We start from the raw sequence: 16,135 nt of genomic DNA on the forward strand, positions 1-16,135 counted from the left end.
GTATACTTGCCGACTGTTTTTACTCATCTGACCCAGACAATGTATACGGTTACCAAAGAGATCCACTTCTGCTACGGCCATAGGCTATTGAACCACAAGGGAAAATGCCGCCATCTACACGGCCATAACGCAACGGCAGTGATCCGCCTGGAGTCCGCACAGCTCGATGAGCTGGGGATGGTCTGCGATTTCTCGGAGATTGGCGATTACGTCAAAAAATGGATCAATCAGAACCTGGATCACAATATGCTGCTGCACAGTGATGATCCGGTATTACCCCTGCTGAAGGAAGCCGGCGAGTCGGTCTATGTGATGTCCAGCAACCCGACCGCGGAAAATATTGCACGACTGATTTTTGACTATGTCGAAGCTGGCGGCTATCCGGTGGTGGAAGTATCGCTGCATGAAACCGACAGCGCATTGGCGAGTTATCGAAAGCCTTGATTCGGCGGTTGATGGCCATACCCGCAACGGGTATTAATGGATGCAGCACGCGATGTCGCACCCATCAAATATCGGTGATCAACTGATTTCGTTGTAACCGCGCTCTTGGTGCAGAACGATACCCAGGCCTTCAATCTCCTCTTCCTTGTTGATCCGAAGACCGATCAACGCATCCACCAGCATGAAAATGCCCAGGGTCACCATGGCGGTAAAGGCGATGGTGACAACACCCCGATGAACTGTACCCAGTTGACCGCTCATGGAGGTTATGCGATCCGCAAAGCCGCATCCGGAAAAGATGCCCAGTGAGGTGGAGGAGAAGATCCCCACCAGCAGATCGATCACCAGGACGCCCGCCGGTCAGACGAAACCAGAGACTGGAGTGATCTCCCCCATACCTGAATCAATGACCCACTAGAGCAGAGGCTTGCATATCAAGAACAAAAGATCTGACCGAGACTGGATGGCAATACCAGTGCTACGACTGTCTTGGTCATCTCCACTGACAGGGTCAAACTGACTTATGAATCACAGCGAGTTTCTTACTCTGCAAGGCATCTCTGGTTCCAGTCCGTAGATCGATTCAACGTGGGCGAGAGAGCGTAAAAGCGGCACATCAATGATCTCGATTTCGCTGCCTTTTAGCTTTAAAATATTCTTTGATGAGAGATTTTGCAGAATCCGTGAAAATGTCTCCGGCTTCATTGATAACCTGGCGGCCAACACTCCTTTGGCAGCCGGTAGGGCGAATCTGGACATTCCAACTTCATCCATGCGTCTTAGCAACATGGCGCACATCCTTGTCGTGGCGCTTTGCAGCGTCAGATCATCGATCTCTTTAATCAGGCCGCGCAAGCGCTGACTCATCGTACCCATAATTCTAAAGCAGACCTCAATCGATTCACTCAGTATATGAAGGAAGCGTTTGCTGTCGAACGAGATTATACGTGCAGGTCCTAATGCCTCGGCGCTGACTGGGTAGATCGGATGCTCCATAAACATCAGAGCTTCAGCGAATGTGTTACCGGGCTGGATGATATCGATGATTTTCTGATCACCATTAGATGAGACTCGAAAGAGCTTAATCTGACCGCCAATCACGAGAAAAAAACGATTTGCATCGTCACCAGTCTCAAACAGGGATTCGCCATCTATCAGTGTGCTGATATGGCTGCTTTCAAGCACTTGCGTGACCTGATGATCATTCAATGATGAAAACAGATGTGCAGATCTGATATCGATGTTCATATCTTGCTATTCCGGGTATAGGCATTAGCAAAGCCTGGGCTTTTCTCACATCACACCTCAATTCAGTCACATCCCGCGCCTTGTCTTGGAGCTAACGCCATGGGTATGGCTATCTGTGGGCAATATTGTCCTAATTGGAGTAAAAGTCGTTTGACCTTAGTCAAGGAGGGCACGAGCGGGAGACTTAAAGTGTCAACAAGAAAGAAGCAAGGCATTACTCAGGACAAGACCTTCACAGAGGGTGCTTGATCAAACGAGAGAGGTGAGTTCGCCAAGCCAGGCGAATTCTGATTCCCCAGCGAGGCGGGCCAAATATGAAACCAAAAGGGGTTGTTTATCTGGTTGGCGCGGGACCCGGTGATCCTGACCTGCTGACCGTAAAGGCGCTGAGACTGATGCAGTCAGCCGATGTGGTGGTCTATGATCGGCTCGTCTCGACCGAGATCATGGATCTCATACCCCCGGGTATATCACGAATCGCCGTGGGTAAGGCACCCGGTCTGCACTGTGTACCGCAACAGGAGATCAATGAGTTACTGGCCAGCCTGGCGCGGAAATCCAGAAATATTGTTCGCCTTAAGGGTGGTGATCCTTTCGTCTTCGGTCGCGGCAGCGAGGAGGCGCTCCATCTCGAAGCGCGGGGCATCCCATTCGAAGTTGTTCCGGGAATCACAGCGGCATCGGCTGTCAGCACCTACGCTGGCATTCCTTTGACACATCGCTCAATGTGCCGTGGCGTCAGGTTGATAACCGGCCACTTACAGGAGGGCGATAGCCTGGAACTCGACTGGCAGAAGCTTGCCGATCCCAGCGCAACACTGGTGATCTACATGGGGCTCTCCAACCTGGCTAAGATCTCACAAAGCCTGATCGCAGCAGGGCGTGAAGCATCAACGCCCGCAGCAGCGATTCAGGATGGAACCACTCCCCGCCAGCGTAGAGTGATCGCTTCGCTGGGGACGTTGGAGAAGGCAGTCAAGGAAGAAGGGCTCCGCTCTCCTGTCATCATTATTGTCGGTGAGACCGTATCGCTTGCAGATCGACTCGACTGGTTCGTGACGGAGGAGGGCCGCAATGAAGCGCACTGCCTTGATCGCCTTTAGTCTGATCTCTAGTGCACAAGTTGCACAGGCTTCCGATATCTCTTCGGCGCGGGAATCAGAGCTTTTAAATCTACTCAAACACGATTGTGGTTCTTGTCATGGTTTGTCCCTGAAGGGGGGCTTGGGCCCTGCGCTGACTCCAGATGTATTACGGCAAAAGCCGATCGAATATATCACCGCCACCATTCTCTACGGGCGCAGCGGAACACCGATGCCTCCATGGCGTCCATTCCTGTCCGAAGGTGAAGCAAACTGGCTTGCCCAACGTATCAAGGAGGGGGTGCAATGAGCCGCTGGCTGATATTCCCGCTGTTAATGTTGTTTTCTGCTGTTCCGATAGAGACCGGCGAGTTGCGCGGCACCGGTGATTTGGGTGTGGTGGTCGAGCGCGCCAAAGGCAGTCTGCAGGTGATCGAGACCAGCGGGAATAGCGTGCTGGGGAGAATCGACGGCCTGGGTGATTTATCGCACGCCTCCGTGGTCTTCTCCAGAGACGAGCGCTACGCCTATGTATTCGGCAGAGATGGTGGGCTGACCAAGGTCGATGTGCTCGAACGTCGAGTTGTTGCCCGAGTCATACAGTCTGGCAACAGCATCGGTGGCGCCATCTCCCAAGACGGCCGCCTGATTGCGGTATCCAACTATGAACCGGGTGGGGTCCGTATCTTTGACGCTGAGACGCTGGACCCTGTAGCGGACATCCCTGCGGATTACGCAGAGGGCCAACGATCGAAGGTCGTCGGTCTGGTGGATGCTCCCGGTAACCGATTCATCTTCAGTCTATGGGATGCCGGTGAAATCTGGAGTGTGGGGATGAGCGATCCAGAGAACCCGGCCATTACCAAATACCCTAACGTGGGTAAGAATCCCTACGATGCCTTGATCACACCTGACGGTCGCTACTACATCGCGGGTCTCTATGGTGAGGACGGACTCGCGTTACTCGATCTCTGGTATCCGGAACGCGGGGTTAAGCGGATTCTGAACGACTACGGAAAGGGGGAGCAGAAGCTACCTGTCTACAAGATGCCGCACCTGGAGGGTTGGGCAAAGGCCGGGCGCCATCTATTCATACCAGCCGTGGGACAGCATCAGGTGTTGGTGGTCGATACCGACAACTGGCAGGAGATCGGCAGGCTCGACGTGCACGGACAACCCGTCTTTGTCATAGCGAGGCCCGATGGACGTCAGGTTTGGGTCAACTTCGCATTCCCGAATAACGACACCATACAGGTCATCGATACCCGCGACCTGAAACTGGTCGAGACATTGAAACCAGGTAAAGGCGTGTTGCACATGGAGTTCGAGCCCAGGGGTGGCGAAGTCTGGGTCTCAGTGCGTGATATCGACCGGCTGCAGGTTTACGACACATCCGATTTCAACATGCTGGCCGATCGACCGGCGGAAAAACCATCCGGGATCTTCCTGAGCGCCCGAGCACATCGTACAGGTCTCTGAGATGGCACAGAAAGAGTCTATTCTTGATCGCCCTTTGAATGAGCTTGAGCGCAGGCTGCTTAACGATTTCCAGGAGGGTTTCCCACTCACCTCGCGCCCCTTCCACACCATTGCGGAACGCGTGGGTTGTACGGAGGATGAAGCCATGTGCACCCTGCAACAGTTGCAGTCACATCAGTTGATTAGCCGTGTTGGGCCGGTATTTCGCCCCAATCGGGTCGGTGCCAGCACCCTGGCGGCGATGGAAATCCCGCTTGATCGTCTGCAGGCGGTTGCCGATATCGTCAATGGATACGGCGAAGTCAACCACAACTACGAGCGCGAACACCGGCTGAATCTGTGGTTCGTCGTCACCGCGGCCAACCGGGACATGCTTGAGGGTGTTCTGCAAGAAATCGAGCATATAACCGGACTGGAAGTGATCGACCTGCCCATGATAGAGGACTTCCACATCAATCTCGGGTTTCCCCTGCAATGGGTATGATCGGTAACACTGAAAGCCTGGTCAGTGATCCCCTGGATCGGGAGCTTGTACAGGCTGTTCAGGGCGGACTTCCTCTCGTGGTCAATCCCTATGCAGCGATCGCCGAGCAGCTCGGTACGAGCGAAACTGAAGTAATTCGACGGCTGGAGCGGTTGCTCGAGATTGGCGACATTCGCCGTTTCGGAGTCGTGGTCAGACATCGGGAGTTAGGCTATCGCGCCAATGCCATGGTGGTCTGGGATGTAAATGACAAGCGAGTATCGAAAATTGGTCGGCTGATCGGCCGTCAATCATGCGTAACCCTCTGTTACCGTCGACCACGTCGCCCTGGACGTTGGCGCTACAACCTTTTCTGCATGATCCACGGCCGCAGCCGCGAAGGCGTACTGAATAACCTCCAGGCGCTGATCAAAAAATGTGGTCTCGAGACAATAGAACACGAGGTACTTTTCAGCCGGCGTCGCTTCAAGCAGTGTGGCGCGCGTTATGTGACGGAAAAGGAGAGTCGAGACCCTGTCCCCTGCCAAACCTCATTGACTGTGGAGTGACACCATGTCCAGCCTGTCATTGCTCGATCGCCAACTGATCAACCGTTTCCAGGGCGGTGTCGACCTGTCCGACAGACCCTTCCAGCAGATGGCCAGGCTAGTCGACTCGGATGAATCCGAGGTGATGGAGGCGGTGCAACGTCTGCTGGACGACGGCTGGCTTTCACGATTCGGCCCCCTCTATAACGCTGAACGCCTGGGGGGAAGCCTGGCCCTTGCCGCCATGGCTGTCCCTGAAGCGGTGTTTGACGATGTGGTGGAGCAGGTGAATGCTCTGCCGGAGGTGGCTCACAACTATCGACGTGACCACTGGCTGAATATGTGGTTTGTACTGGCCACTGATTCCAACGAGAGCATGGCCAGCATTATCAGCCACATCGAAGGGATAACCAGTCTGCGGGTATACGCCTTTCCCAAACAGGAGGAGTTTTATCTCGGCCTTTGGTTCGAAATTGGGGAGGATGGCGGATTCACTACTCGCTCCATCCCCGCTGGTACATCCTGTGGCAGTCACCATCTTGATCAGCTTGACCGCCGTATTATCGCTGAAACCCAGGCCGGTCTTCCGGTGAGTCACGATCCCTGCGAACAGGTGGCTGAACGCGTCGGTTGCTGGCCCAGCGAGGTGATCGAGCGTATGAACGGTATGCAGGAAAAGGGGGTCATACGCCGAACCGGGTTGGTGCCCAACCACTACCGCCTTGGCTTTCGCGGCAATGGCATGACCGTCTGGAACATCCCGGATGAACAGCTACGCGAAGCGGGACTGCGACTAGGTTCACTCGACTATGTCAGCCACTGCTACTCCCGGCCTCGCCATCTACCCGACTGGCCCTACAACCTGTTCGCCATGGTGCATGGTCGGGACCGGGACGATGTGAAGGAAAAACTGATTGAGATGGGCCAGGTCCTGAAACCCTACCATCAGGGTCACGAGGTCCTGTTCAGTTCGGCGGTGCTGAAGAAGACCGGCATGCGATTGAATCTCTAGGAGATAGCCATGTTCCGAATCAGTCGCTATCTGCATGCATTGCACAAATCACCGGGTGACGGTAAGCCGCAACGGCCAGCCAAACCAACCGGCCCGGTGGTGATCTGGAATCTGGTACGCCGCTGCAATCTGACCTGTAAACACTGTTACGCCACTTCCGCCGACAAGGACTTCCCGGGGGAGTTGGACACGCAACAGGTCTTCGATGTGATGGATGATCTGAAGGGGTTCGATGTTCCGGTACTGATTCTCTCCGGTGGCGAACCGCTGATGCGTCCGGATATTTACGACATCTCGAGACGCGCCAAATCACAGGGTTTCTATGTCGGTCTCTCCACCAACGGCACGCTAATCGATGAGGACTCCATCGGCAGGATTGCGGATATAGGATACGACTATGTAGGCATCAGCATCGACGGCTTGCGCGAGACCCATGACCAATTCCGGCGTAAACAGGGTGCCTTCGATGAGGCACTCCGAGGCATAAAGCTCTGCACAGAGGCCGGCCTCAAGGTGGGCTTGCGGTTTACGCTCACACAAGACAATGCGGCCGAGCTGCCTGGCCTGCTGAATTTGATGGAGCGAGAGCGGGTCGAAAAGTTTTATCTTTCTCATCTTAACTACGCCGGGCGCGGTTACAAGAACCGTCGTGATGATGTCCACCATCAAATGACGCGAGAGGCGATGGATTTACTCTTTACCACCTGTTGGCAGGATGTGGAGCAGGGAAGGCAGCGTGAATTTGTTACCGGCAACAACGATGCCGATGGCGTCTACCTTCTTCATTGGGTGGCCAGGCAACTGCCGCAACACTATGAGCGTCTGCTGGAGATGCTGAATCGTTGGGGCGGTAACGCGAGCGGTGTCAATATCGCCAACATCGACAACGAGGGTCGCGTACACCCGGACACTATGTGGTGGGACTACACCCTCGGTAGTGTCAAGGAGAGACCTTTCTCCGAGATCTGGCAGGACCTCTCAGATCCACTGATGGCAGGACTGAAGCAACCACAAAGGCCCCTTGAGGGACGTTGTGCAGGCTGCGGTCGGCAGTCCATCTGCGGTGGTAACAGCCGGACCCGGGCCTGGAGAATGACCGGTAACCCCTGGTCAGAGGATCCCGGTTGCTATCTAACCGATGAGGAGATCGATCTGAAATCCGAACCCAACACACTGGCTGCCTGTTGAGCCCATTGTGCTTAGCCGGACTATGCAACGCTTAACTTGCTGTATTGTCGCCTTGCTACTCCTGGTTGTATCAGGTGGACTGGTTTACAGATTCATCCTGCAAGGAGATGTCACACCGGACCCATTGGCGGTTCGATCAGATGGCGTTGGACGCGGGACAGATGGATGACATGCAGTTGAGTCTCCAACAGTTAACCCAGGTACTGGACAACTGTGTCAGTTGTCATGCGGCTTACCGTATCGATCGCGTGGCGGAGTGATTCAATGTCGGCGAAAGCAAGTAACATCATACTGACCGTCAGAAAGACCTCGTATCTGATGCCGCTACTCCTTGCCATCGCTGTTACCGATGCCAGTGCTGGGCTGCCTGAAGTGTCAGTCGATGAACTCTATCGCACGCACTGTGCTGAATGCCACGGCACGGACAGGCTGGGGGGAACGGGCCCCGCCCTACTGCCCGAGAACCTTCGCAGGCTGCGCCCAAAAAAAGCCTTGAAAACCATTGCAGAGGGACGTGCCGCGACCCAGATGCCTCCCTTCAATACACGCCTGAGTACCGATCAGATCCAGGCGCTGGTGGACTATGTCTATACCCCGCTCAAGCATATCCCTGAGTGGGAAATGCAACAGATTGCCGCCAGCCGAATCGAGCACCATGCTCATGGCAGCCTGCCGGACAAGCCGCTCTACGAGGCCGATATCGATAATCTTTTCGTGGTGGTGGAACTGGGAGATCATCACGCGACCCTGTTGAATGGTGACACCTTTACCCCGATTCACCGCTTTCAGACCCGTTTCGCCCTTCATGGCGGCCCCAAGTATGCAGAGGGAGGGCGCTATGTCTACTTTGCCTCCCGTGATGGCTGGATCAGCAAGTTCGACACCTTCAACCTCACCTACACGGCAGAGGTAAGAGCGGGCATAAATACACGCAATCTGGCCGTTTCACATGACGGTCGATTTGTCATGGTGGCCAACTATCTGCCCCACACTCTGGTGGTGTTGGATACAAGGGATCTAACACCGTTGAAGGTGATCCCTGTGGAAGATGAAAAGGGCAAGAGTTCCAGAGTCAGCGCAGTTTATACCGCAGACCCCCGCTCATCCTTCGTTGCCGCGTTGAAGGATATTCCTCAGGTTTGGGAGATCAGTTATGAGATTCCTCCGCCGAAAGGATTCGGCCAATGGATTCATGACTATCGGGCGGATTCGGGGGAAACGGGAGTGACCGAGCCTTTTCCGGTTCGGCGAATCAGGACCCGGGACTATCTCGACGATTTTTTTATCAATCAGGATTACACGCAAATTGCCGGCACCGCACGCGATGGCAAGGGACAGGTGGTGGATCTCGATCTGGGACGCGCCGTCGGGGCCTTGGACCTTCCCGGTATGCCCCATCTCAGTTCAGGCATCACCTGGCGTATCGGTGAACGCCGTGTGATGGCCACTCCCAATATCAAGGCCGGCAAGGTGACTGTGCTCGATACCGACAGTTGGGAGGTGATTAAGGAGATTCCAACCCTCGGGCCGGGTTTCTTCATGCGCAGTCACGAGAAGAGCCCCTACGCCTGGGTGGATGTCTTCTTCGGTGAGCACAAGGATGCCATGCACGTGATCGATAAGCAGAGCCTGGAAGTGGTCAAGACGCTCTATCCGGCACCGGGAAAGACCTCGGCGCATGTGGAATTCACCAAGGATGGACGTTACGCGCTGGTCAGTGTCTGGGACCAGGACGGAGCCTTGGTGATCTATGACGCCCGCACCCTCGAGGAGGTCAAGCGACTGCCGATGAAGAAGCCGTCCGGCAAGTACAACGTACACAACAAGTTGACCCGCTCTTCAGGGACCAGCCATTGAACAAGGTGAATATGAGATGAAATTGAAACCCCTTGCCAGACTCATTGCAGTCGGCCTCCTATTTTGGGTCACGAAAAGTTGGGCAGAGCCGCTGATGATTTCAGTTGACGCCATCCAGGTAGAGGATGGTGATACGCTTAAGATCACAGTGGCAGACCAGGTCAAGCGGCTACAATTGATCGGTATCGACGCGCCGGAGGATATTGAGAACCCAAAATTCGCTGTTGATAGTAAGCGCACCGGCCTCTCTCAGGAGACGTTACTCTCACTAGGCATCATTGCTACCGGACACCTGAAGAAACTTATCACCGCAGGGTACAGCTATGAGCTCAGATGGGAATCGGAGAAGCCCGACAAGTATGGACGGCAGCCAGGGGAACTGTTCACACAGTCCGGCGTCTCGATTAACGCCCGAATGGTGGAAGAGGGCTACGCCATTGCATTGCCAGGGGCGTCGTCAACACTTCAATCGCTGCAACGACAGGCCGAGAGCGAGCGCAGAGGGCTTTGGGGAGTGCTGGCGAAACCAACTCGCCTTTGGGCAGGGGCTGGCGGTTCAGACTGAACTTTCGCAAGCTAATTTGAGCGAATTACCGCCCTTTGAGGGCAGTGAATCAAGGTTTCTATTAACCCGTCAACCAAATAGATTACTGACTCACGGCGGCTGTGCTTTCAAAGTCCTTACCAGTCAACGCATGAAGAAAGGCGGTGATAGCCTCGGCGTCCTGAGCTTTAAGTTCGGTATCAAGCTGAATTCTTGCCATGATTTTTACTACCTCGGAGAGTTCCTTTCCCGAGCCATCATGAAACCAGGGACCGGTGATCGCCACATTACGAAGAGAGGCTACTTTGAAAACCATGCGGTCGGCCTCTTCACCGGTCACCCGAAAACGCCCGAGGTCTTCCGTATTATGAAATTCGGCGTTCACCCCGAGTTTCTCTAGTAGGGTACCGCCGATCATGGGGCCATCATGGCAGCGTACGCAGTTATGGCGGATAAAAAGCGTCAGCCCTGACTGTTCCTGAACGTTCAAAGCCGTTTTATCTCCGCGCATGAAATCATCGAAGCGGGATTCACTGCGCAGTGTGCGCTCAAAAGCTGCGATGGCCTCTGCCATATTGTCATAGGAGAGGGGTGAGGCGTCCTCCGGAAAGGCCTTTTCGAAGGCGTCCATATAGTCGGGAATGGCGCTGAGTTTGTTCACCACGCTCGCTTCATCCGGCATACCCATCTCTATCGGATTCAGTATCGGTTGACGTGCCTGATCCGCCAGGTCCTTGGCACGACCGTCCCAAAACTGGGAACGCTGCCATCCGGCATTGAGTACCTTCGGGGTATTGCGGTCTCCGAATTCACCGCGGGCTCCCGGTGATGTTGGACGGCTATCCATACCGCCCCTGCCGTTTCCTAGCGGATGACAGCTGGCACAGGATTGGCTGTCATTGATAGAGAGGCGGGGGTCGAAATAGAGTTCTCTCCCCAATTCGACACGTTCCGGTGTGTCATTCTCACTGCCGGGCATGATCTGAGGCAGTGGAGTAAAATAGCGGTTGGCTTTTTTGATCAAGCGATCAGTTTTATCTGCCTGCACACCGGGTGTGAACAGGCACACCATCAAGACAAAGACGAGACAGAGCTTGGGTTTCATTTTTGGCTCCCAGGGCTGGAGATTTGCCTATTCACAGCCCTAACTTCAATCAAACAGAAAGGATCGGGTATCGCTCAACGATCGGTGTACGCCGTGACACCTGGCGCAGATGACGACAGCGGCTTCGCCCAGTTTTCTGCCGGCCATTTTGGGCTGCTGTTGAGTCAATGCCTCATCCAGTTCATCGAGTGTTTTTACGCTTGCATCGCCGAGAATCCGTTGACGGGGCAGTTCGTCTTTATGACAGGAGTCGCAACTCTCCGCCAGCCGATGAAGTTGCCCGCGGAGCTGCTGAACAGCTTTCTGTGCGTGGCTCCATCGATTGTCCACACTGGCTATCTTGATGCGGTTGACCGTTTGGGAGAGGGTCTCCATGTGATCGCCATATTCCTGCGGTTGGCCCAGGTCGTCATCAATCTCGATCTTGCTAAAATCCGGTGAGCGATATCGGAGCGCGGTTAGCGCCCGGTACTCCCGATGACAGTTTCGGCAGTTGCGTTGCAGCCGTGAAACGGCGCTGGCCACACGCTTGAAATCCCCTGTTTGGGCTGCCGCTTCAAGTTGTTCGGTCTCTTCCAGCTCGACCTCATCCTGCCACTCGGGCACCATTTCCGGGAGTTTACGATAGTGTACGGCGAACTTATTGGTCCACTTGCGGGTTAATTCCAGGTCTCCTTCAGCGGCATACTCATCTACGGCCTGTAGTTCCCGCCGAAGCGCAAACATGGTGTGAAGCCAGACCTGTCTCTTGCTCTCTGGCTTGTACCACTGTGAAAGTGAATCGGGTAGTAGTGTGAAACTGCGCTCCTGTTCGGCAACGGAGTGACAGCTCAGAGATGCCAGCAGAAGGGCAGTAACACCGACAAGCCAGAACTGTTTTTTATGGATCATGTTATCTTCGTTATCCCAACTGGGCGGAGGCGTTTAGTCGACAACCTTTTGCGGTCCAAGCTGAGAAGTTGCTTGCAACCAATCAGAACTCAACAGCAGCCTACTCTACAACGTGCACCACACCTTTCATCTGGTGGCTCTCTTGGTGAGGCTCGCAGACATAGTGGTAAGTACCTGCCTTTTCGAAGGTGCGTTCCCTGATATCCCCAGGAAAGAAGTAGTCGCCGGGCTCTTCGCCGAGGACTTCAAACCAGGCACTGTGATACTGGCGCTTTTCGTGGTTCTCCCAGCGTACGGTGGCACCCACTTTGACGGTAATCTCTTCAGGTTGGAATTTGTAGTCCTTAGCAATGACTGTGACTACTTCGTCACCGCCGGCAACTGCCTGTTGTGCGCCAAACAGCCACACCAGCAGAATTATGCTAGATCGAAACATAATGGTTCTCTCCGATTCATGGTGGCCACTGACGATCCCTTGGTCTGGAGTAAAGAGCAGTTACTGTGATATTGCGTTGATCTCCGCCTCTGGATTGTCCAGGCCTAATTTGTAGCCGAGTGAGACATGATGAAAGCGGCTGTTGGTGTAATCATCGTGGATCGCAAATCCGAAATTGTAGACGGTGCCTTTTTCGATCTCCACATCACCGGATAATTCAGATTTTAACTTGCGCTTGAAGGTGGCGGTCCAGTAGCCGGCTTCCTCTTTAATACTACCCTGTAGCGCTTCGCCGCCTTTCATAACGCGTTGCTCAAGGATGTATCCATTCTCCACACTGCCGCTGCCGCTGCTTATCCGCACCAGATCCATGATTTCATGGGCGTCAATTTTCGCCTGCAGGGCAGCGTTGTCTTTGAGCTTGTCCCAGCCACCCAGTTTTTTACCACGCCGGCCCTTCTCCTCGACCTTGGTGCGTGACTCCTTAATGTACTTGGTTACGCCCTGGCTGAAATCGAGTGGAAGCCCAGACGCAGCCGGATCTTCAGGGTGGCCAGGCATGGTTCGCAGATCTTCGTGACAGGTACCCCAACAACCGGCCTGGGAGGCGTACTCCAACTCATCGGTTGCCAACATGAAGGCCAGCTTCACCTGATTGTCGGGATCCATTTTCCCGCCATCCACGAAGGAAATAGGCACATGCTCCGCACCTTCCCACTGAAATCGCAGATAGAGATGCTCATTGTCGTGAGTCGCCTGCACCGTCACCGGAATGGCGGCTCTTTTGCCTTCAGGGGGTGTCGGTTCCGCCTTCTGTCCGGTCACCATCTTCTTGCCCATATCGGCGAGCTCCTTCTCGTGGCAGACCGTGCAGCGGTCACCGGCGCGGAAGGGTCGAGCACCGCCGTGAAATTTACCCACCAGGGTCCATTCCATGGAGGTTTGGCCGGGATAGAAGAGGGTGATCTGACGCTCTCCAGCCTTCGACCAGTCAACGTTGTTGCCCACGTCCCCTCCGGCTGGCGAGGCGGCCTTTTGTGGTGCCGCTACTGTGGTAGCGGCAGCGGCTGTAACCTCGGCCTTTACTGCATTGATTTCGGCCTGGTCGTTATCCAACGCCAGTTTATAGCCGAGCGAGACATGGTGAAAACGGGCATTGGTGTAGTCATCATGGATGGCGAAACCGACATTATAGACAGTGCCCGGATCTATCGCGATATTACCCGTGCCTGAAGATTTCAAGGGACGTCTCACTTCCACAGTCCAGAGTCCCGCTTCCAGCCAACCCTGAGCATCCACCTTGCCACCATCGTCCATGATGCGCTGTTCGAGTACATAGCCGCTTTCCGTTTTACCGCTGCTGTTCCAACGGATCAGGTCCATGACCTTGTGTGCATCAAGCTCTGCCTTGATGGCGGCATCGTCTTTCAGTTTATCCCATCCGCCAAGCTTCTTGCCGCGCCGACCCTTCTCCTCAACCTTGGTTCGCGACTCCTTGATATATTTGGTCACGCCGTTGGAGAGATCCAGGTTGAGACCCGCTGCGGCAGCATCATCAGGATGACCGGGCATGGTTCTCAGATCTTCATGACAGGTGCCCCAGCAACCAGCCTGGGAGGCGTACTCCAGCTCATCGGTGGCCAGCATCAGGGCCAGTTTCACCTGATTGGCGGGATCCATCTTTCCGCCGTCCACGAAGGGGACGGGGACATGTTCCGTATCCTCCCACTGGAAACGCAGATAGAGGTGCTCATCATCATGGGCGGCCTGGACTGTTACCGGGATGGCAGCGCGTTTGCCTTCGGGCGGTGTCGGTTCCGCCTTCTGGCCGGTCACCATCTTTTTGCCCATATCGGCGAGTTCCTTCTCGTGGCAGACCGTGCAGCGGTCACCGGCGCGGAAAGGCCGGGCGCCACCGTGATATTTACCCACCAGGGTCCACTCCATGGAGGTCTGACCGGGATAGAAAAGGGTAATCAGGCGTTCAGGCGATCCGCTCCAGTCGACACCAAAGCCATGGGCGATCGCAGCAGGTGCGGCAACGGCTCCAGCGTCTTTTGAATTTGCCGCGGCGAGGGCCTGGGCCACAGCGGCGTCAATTTTCTCCTGTACAGCCAATGCCTGCGCCTGGCGGCGTTCACGCTCTTTTCGTGACTCTTCCTGACGTGCCGCCTCTTCAGCTGCTTCCGCAGCTTCAGCTTTGGCCAGTCCCTGTTTGAAGGATACAGGTATCTCGGTCTTATAGTCCTCAATGGGTTTGGCCCACTCCTCCAGCTCCTCCTCACTGATCTCCTTATGTACGGGTTTGTGCGCAATGCCTTTGTGGCAATCGATACAGGTGTTGCCATTCTCCATGGCGAAGACGTGCTGATTGCGTGCGCGCGGTTTCTGCCTTTCGGGATTCATGGTGTCCCAATCGTGGCAGTTGCGGCACTCTCTCGAATCGGTCTCCTTCATGGCCTTCCATACCCGGCGGGCCATGGTGAGACGGTGTTGTTCAAATTTCTCTGGGGTATCTACGGTCCCCAACATTTTGTGCCAGAGTTCGTTACTGGCTTTGATCTTTCTGACAATCTTGTGCACCCAGGGCCGGGGAACGTGGCAGTCCGGGCAGCTTGCGCCAACACCGCTTCGATTACCGTCGTGAGCAGTGCCTTTGAACTCCTGATAGACATTCTCTTCCATCTCGTGACAGGAAATGCAGAATTCCATGGTGTTGGTGGCTTCCATCACGGTATTGAAGCCGCCCCAGAGTATGACGCCGATGACCATGAATAGGACAGCACCACCCAGTGTCGCACCAAAGGCGACTTTGCGTGAAAGTAGGCTTTTGAATAAAGACTGCTGATACATCGCTTTCCCCGTTCAGGTCACAATGGTCTGCTTAATCACCACACAGGTGAGTCGGGTGGTGTAGAAGTTGGCGAACGAGGCGAACATGAGGCTTGGCCTCATGTCCACCTTGTTTCAACTACGTGCGTGAGACCTCGCGGTCATCAGGTGACGTGATTGATCCGATTGTGCACGTTGAACTTGCCAGTCGGTGCGAACAGACCCTTGACACGCGCCTTCTCTTCGAGAGTTTTTGCATCAAAGATGATGATCTCACCGTTTGGCTCCTTCGAGTCCTTACGGTTCCAGACAGAGGTCCAGACCTCAGTACCATCTGCGTTGAACTCCATATGGACCGCGGCATAGCCGGGCTTATCGGTCAAACGGATGGTCTTGATGATCTCGCGGGTCTTCTTATCGATGACCTGGACCGACTGCTGAACTTCAGGTTCAGGATGCTTGGTCTGATCAGCCCAGACGTAATCGCTCTTGGGATGAGTCCGGATGAATACACCTGGGCCATCGGTCTCGGTCTCGTAGCAGACTTTCCATGCCTGATCGGGATGACCCTTGGGATCGTTACCCCAGGCAGTGACCTTGCCGACGCCAAGATGCACGGTGCCACCGACCGGACCACACTTAGGATCGATCCAGTTGGCGCCCGGGCCGGGATGCGGCAGCTTGTCTACGTCAATAAGCTTGGTGAGCTTCTGGGTTTCGGTGTCCACAACAACCATCTTGTTGGAGGCATTGGCAGCAATCTGGAAATAACGACCAGTCGGATCGTAGAAGCCGTCATGCAGGAACTTGGCGGTATCCATCTTGGTGATCTTCAGATTGTCGATGTCGCTGTAGTCGACCTGCCACATCTGCCCCAGCGAAACCTTCCCCCATTAGGTAGACGCCTACTTGAACAATAGAGTAGGTGTGAAATGGCAAAGATATTAAGTAGAGAAAGAGTTGTAGAATATACAACTGAATTCAAAGCAAAGGTCGTAGCGCTAAC

The 16,135-nt window shown here is 54.7% G+C and carries 18 protein-coding genes; 11 read left to right on the plus strand and 7 right to left on the minus strand.

What is annotated here, in order from left to right; genetic code table 11:
* The first annotated feature begins 39 nt into the window (after positions 1 to 39).
* Complete coding sequence (locus AC4IE8_RS03235; RefSeq protein WP_068987669.1) at positions 40 to 444, plus strand: 6-pyruvoyl trahydropterin synthase family protein; 405 nt, start codon at positions 40 to 42, stop codon at positions 442 to 444.
* A gap of 78 nt (positions 445 to 522) precedes the next feature.
* Here the strand turns inward: AC4IE8_RS03235 and AC4IE8_RS03240 are convergent, their stop codons facing one another.
* The gene (locus tag AC4IE8_RS03240) at positions 523 to 789 is read right to left on the minus strand and encodes an ammonium transporter (RefSeq protein WP_068987668.1); all 267 of its coding nucleotides are present in this window, start codon (positions 787 to 789) and stop codon (positions 523 to 525) included.
* Between the two features lie 183 nt (positions 790 to 972).
* Positions 973 to 1,692 (minus strand): Crp/Fnr family transcriptional regulator, encoded by a 720-nt coding sequence (locus AC4IE8_RS03245; RefSeq protein ID WP_068987667.1) that lies wholly within the window; start codon positions 1,690 to 1,692, stop codon positions 973 to 975.
* A 314-nt stretch (positions 1,693 to 2,006) separates the two neighbouring features.
* On the opposite strand from AC4IE8_RS03245, the gene cobA reads away from it, so the two are divergent.
* The 10 genes from cobA to AC4IE8_RS03295 all read left to right on the plus strand — a co-directional run bounded on the left by cobA (position 2,007) and on the right by AC4IE8_RS03295 (position 9,886).
* Positions 2,007 to 2,795, plus strand: a complete 789-nt coding sequence (cobA, locus tag AC4IE8_RS03250; protein WP_068987666.1) for a uroporphyrinogen-III C-methyltransferase — start codon at positions 2,007 to 2,009, stop codon at positions 2,793 to 2,795.
* Positions 2,767 to 3,084: a c-type cytochrome gene (locus AC4IE8_RS03255; protein ID WP_068987665.1), complete on the plus strand. Its 318-nt coding sequence runs from the start codon at positions 2,767 to 2,769 to the stop codon at positions 3,082 to 3,084. Before cobA ends, AC4IE8_RS03255 begins: the two co-directional genes overlap by 29 nt.
* Complete coding sequence (locus AC4IE8_RS03260; RefSeq protein ID WP_490790305.1) at positions 3,081 to 4,253, plus strand: cytochrome D1 domain-containing protein; 1,173 nt, start codon at positions 3,081 to 3,083, stop codon at positions 4,251 to 4,253. Before AC4IE8_RS03255 ends, AC4IE8_RS03260 begins: the two co-directional genes overlap by 4 nt.
* Before the next feature lies 1 nt (position 4,254).
* The gene (locus tag AC4IE8_RS03265) at positions 4,255 to 4,737 is read left to right on the plus strand and encodes an Lrp/AsnC family transcriptional regulator (RefSeq protein ID WP_490790306.1); all 483 of its coding nucleotides are present in this window, start codon (positions 4,255 to 4,257) and stop codon (positions 4,735 to 4,737) included.
* Positions 4,734 to 5,285, plus strand: coding sequence for a siroheme decarboxylase subunit beta (gene ahbB, locus AC4IE8_RS03270; protein WP_068988538.1), 552 nt, complete (start codon positions 4,734 to 4,736; stop codon positions 5,283 to 5,285). Before AC4IE8_RS03265 ends, ahbB (AC4IE8_RS03270) begins: the two co-directional genes overlap by 4 nt.
* 4 nt (positions 5,286 to 5,289) lie before the next feature.
* The gene (gene ahbB / locus AC4IE8_RS03275) at positions 5,290 to 6,276 is read left to right on the plus strand and encodes a siroheme decarboxylase subunit beta (protein WP_068987662.1); all 987 of its coding nucleotides are present in this window, start codon (positions 5,290 to 5,292) and stop codon (positions 6,274 to 6,276) included.
* 9 nt (positions 6,277 to 6,285) lie between these two features.
* A complete protein-coding gene (gene nirJ / locus AC4IE8_RS03280; RefSeq protein ID WP_068987661.1) occupies positions 6,286 to 7,464 on the plus strand; it encodes a heme d1 biosynthesis radical SAM protein NirJ in 1,179 nt (392 codons plus the stop codon).
* Positions 7,465 to 7,538: 74 nt separating this feature from the next.
* The gene (locus AC4IE8_RS03285; RefSeq protein WP_490790307.1) at positions 7,539 to 7,724 is read left to right on the plus strand and encodes a hypothetical protein; all 186 of its coding nucleotides are present in this window, start codon (positions 7,539 to 7,541) and stop codon (positions 7,722 to 7,724) included.
* Positions 7,725 to 7,728: 4 nt separating this feature from the next.
* Positions 7,729 to 9,321 carry a cytochrome D1 domain-containing protein gene (locus tag AC4IE8_RS03290; protein WP_490790308.1) on the plus strand — a complete coding sequence of 531 codons (1,593 nt, stop codon included), beginning with the start codon at positions 7,729 to 7,731 and terminating at the stop codon, positions 9,319 to 9,321.
* A gap of 94 nt (positions 9,322 to 9,415) precedes the next feature.
* Positions 9,416 to 9,886: a thermonuclease family protein gene (locus AC4IE8_RS03295; RefSeq protein ID WP_490790309.1), complete on the plus strand. Its 471-nt coding sequence runs from the start codon at positions 9,416 to 9,418 to the stop codon at positions 9,884 to 9,886.
* A gap of 82 nt (positions 9,887 to 9,968) precedes the next feature.
* Here the strand turns inward: AC4IE8_RS03295 and AC4IE8_RS03300 are convergent, their stop codons facing one another.
* The 5 genes from AC4IE8_RS03300 to AC4IE8_RS03320 all read right to left on the minus strand — a co-directional run bounded on the left by AC4IE8_RS03300 (position 9,969) and on the right by AC4IE8_RS03320 (position 15,998).
* Positions 9,969 to 10,970, minus strand: coding sequence for a cytochrome-c peroxidase (locus AC4IE8_RS03300; protein ID WP_490790310.1), 1,002 nt, complete (start codon positions 10,968 to 10,970; stop codon positions 9,969 to 9,971).
* Between the two features lie 45 nt (positions 10,971 to 11,015).
* Positions 11,016 to 11,861 carry a cytochrome c gene (locus AC4IE8_RS03305; protein WP_083225880.1) on the minus strand — a complete coding sequence of 282 codons (846 nt, stop codon included), beginning with the start codon at positions 11,859 to 11,861 and terminating at the stop codon, positions 11,016 to 11,018.
* A gap of 100 nt (positions 11,862 to 11,961) precedes the next feature.
* On the minus strand, positions 11,962 to 12,297 hold the full coding sequence (locus tag AC4IE8_RS03310) for a cupredoxin domain-containing protein (protein ID WP_068987659.1): 336 nt from the start codon (positions 12,295 to 12,297) through the stop codon (positions 11,962 to 11,964).
* A 60-nt stretch (positions 12,298 to 12,357) separates the two neighbouring features.
* Positions 12,358 to 15,150: a NapC/NirT family cytochrome c gene (locus AC4IE8_RS03315; protein ID WP_490790311.1), complete on the minus strand. Its 2,793-nt coding sequence runs from the start codon at positions 15,148 to 15,150 to the stop codon at positions 12,358 to 12,360.
* A gap of 143 nt (positions 15,151 to 15,293) precedes the next feature.
* Complete coding sequence (locus AC4IE8_RS03320; protein ID WP_490790312.1) at positions 15,294 to 15,998, minus strand: cytochrome D1 domain-containing protein; 705 nt, start codon at positions 15,996 to 15,998, stop codon at positions 15,294 to 15,296.
* Positions 15,999 to 16,135: the final 137 nt, after the last annotated feature.

The organism is Candidatus Thiodiazotropha sp. AKAK2, from assembly GCF_058244685.1.

Coding starts and splice junctions, on each gene's coding strand:
- AC4IE8_RS03260 (WP_490790305.1), top strand. CDS start 3,081: ATGAGCCGCTGGCTGATATTCCCGCTGTTAATGTTGTTTTCTGCTGTT.
- nirJ (WP_068987661.1), top strand. CDS start 6,286: ATGTTCCGAATCAGTCGCTATCTGCATGCATTGCACAAATCACCGGGT.
- AC4IE8_RS03235 (WP_068987669.1), top strand. CDS start 40: ATGTATACGGTTACCAAAGAGATCCACTTCTGCTACGGCCATAGGCTA.
- AC4IE8_RS03305 (WP_083225880.1), bottom strand. CDS start 11,861: ATGATCCATAAAAAACAGTTCTGGCTTGTCGGTGTTACTGCCCTTCTG.
- AC4IE8_RS03290 (WP_490790308.1), top strand. CDS start 7,729: ATGTCGGCGAAAGCAAGTAACATCATACTGACCGTCAGAAAGACCTCG.
- ahbB (WP_068987662.1), top strand. CDS start 5,290: ATGTCCAGCCTGTCATTGCTCGATCGCCAACTGATCAACCGTTTCCAG.
- AC4IE8_RS03300 (WP_490790310.1), bottom strand. CDS start 10,970: ATGAAACCCAAGCTCTGTCTCGTCTTTGTCTTGATGGTGTGCCTGTTC.
- AC4IE8_RS03295 (WP_490790309.1), top strand. CDS start 9,416: ATGATTTCAGTTGACGCCATCCAGGTAGAGGATGGTGATACGCTTAAG.
- AC4IE8_RS03320 (WP_490790312.1), bottom strand. CDS start 15,998: ATGTGGCAGGTCGACTACAGCGACATCGACAATCTGAAGATCACCAAG.
- AC4IE8_RS03315 (WP_490790311.1), bottom strand. CDS start 15,150: ATGTATCAGCAGTCTTTATTCAAAAGCCTACTTTCACGCAAAGTCGCC.
- AC4IE8_RS03310 (WP_068987659.1), bottom strand. CDS start 12,297: ATGTTTCGATCTAGCATAATTCTGCTGGTGTGGCTGTTTGGCGCACAA.
- AC4IE8_RS03265 (WP_490790306.1), top strand. CDS start 4,255: ATGGCACAGAAAGAGTCTATTCTTGATCGCCCTTTGAATGAGCTTGAG.
- AC4IE8_RS03255 (WP_068987665.1), top strand. CDS start 2,767: ATGAAGCGCACTGCCTTGATCGCCTTTAGTCTGATCTCTAGTGCACAA.
- cobA (WP_068987666.1), top strand. CDS start 2,007: ATGAAACCAAAAGGGGTTGTTTATCTGGTTGGCGCGGGACCCGGTGAT.
- AC4IE8_RS03245 (WP_068987667.1), bottom strand. CDS start 1,692: ATGAACATCGATATCAGATCTGCACATCTGTTTTCATCATTGAATGAT.
- ahbB (WP_068988538.1), top strand. CDS start 4,734: ATGATCGGTAACACTGAAAGCCTGGTCAGTGATCCCCTGGATCGGGAG.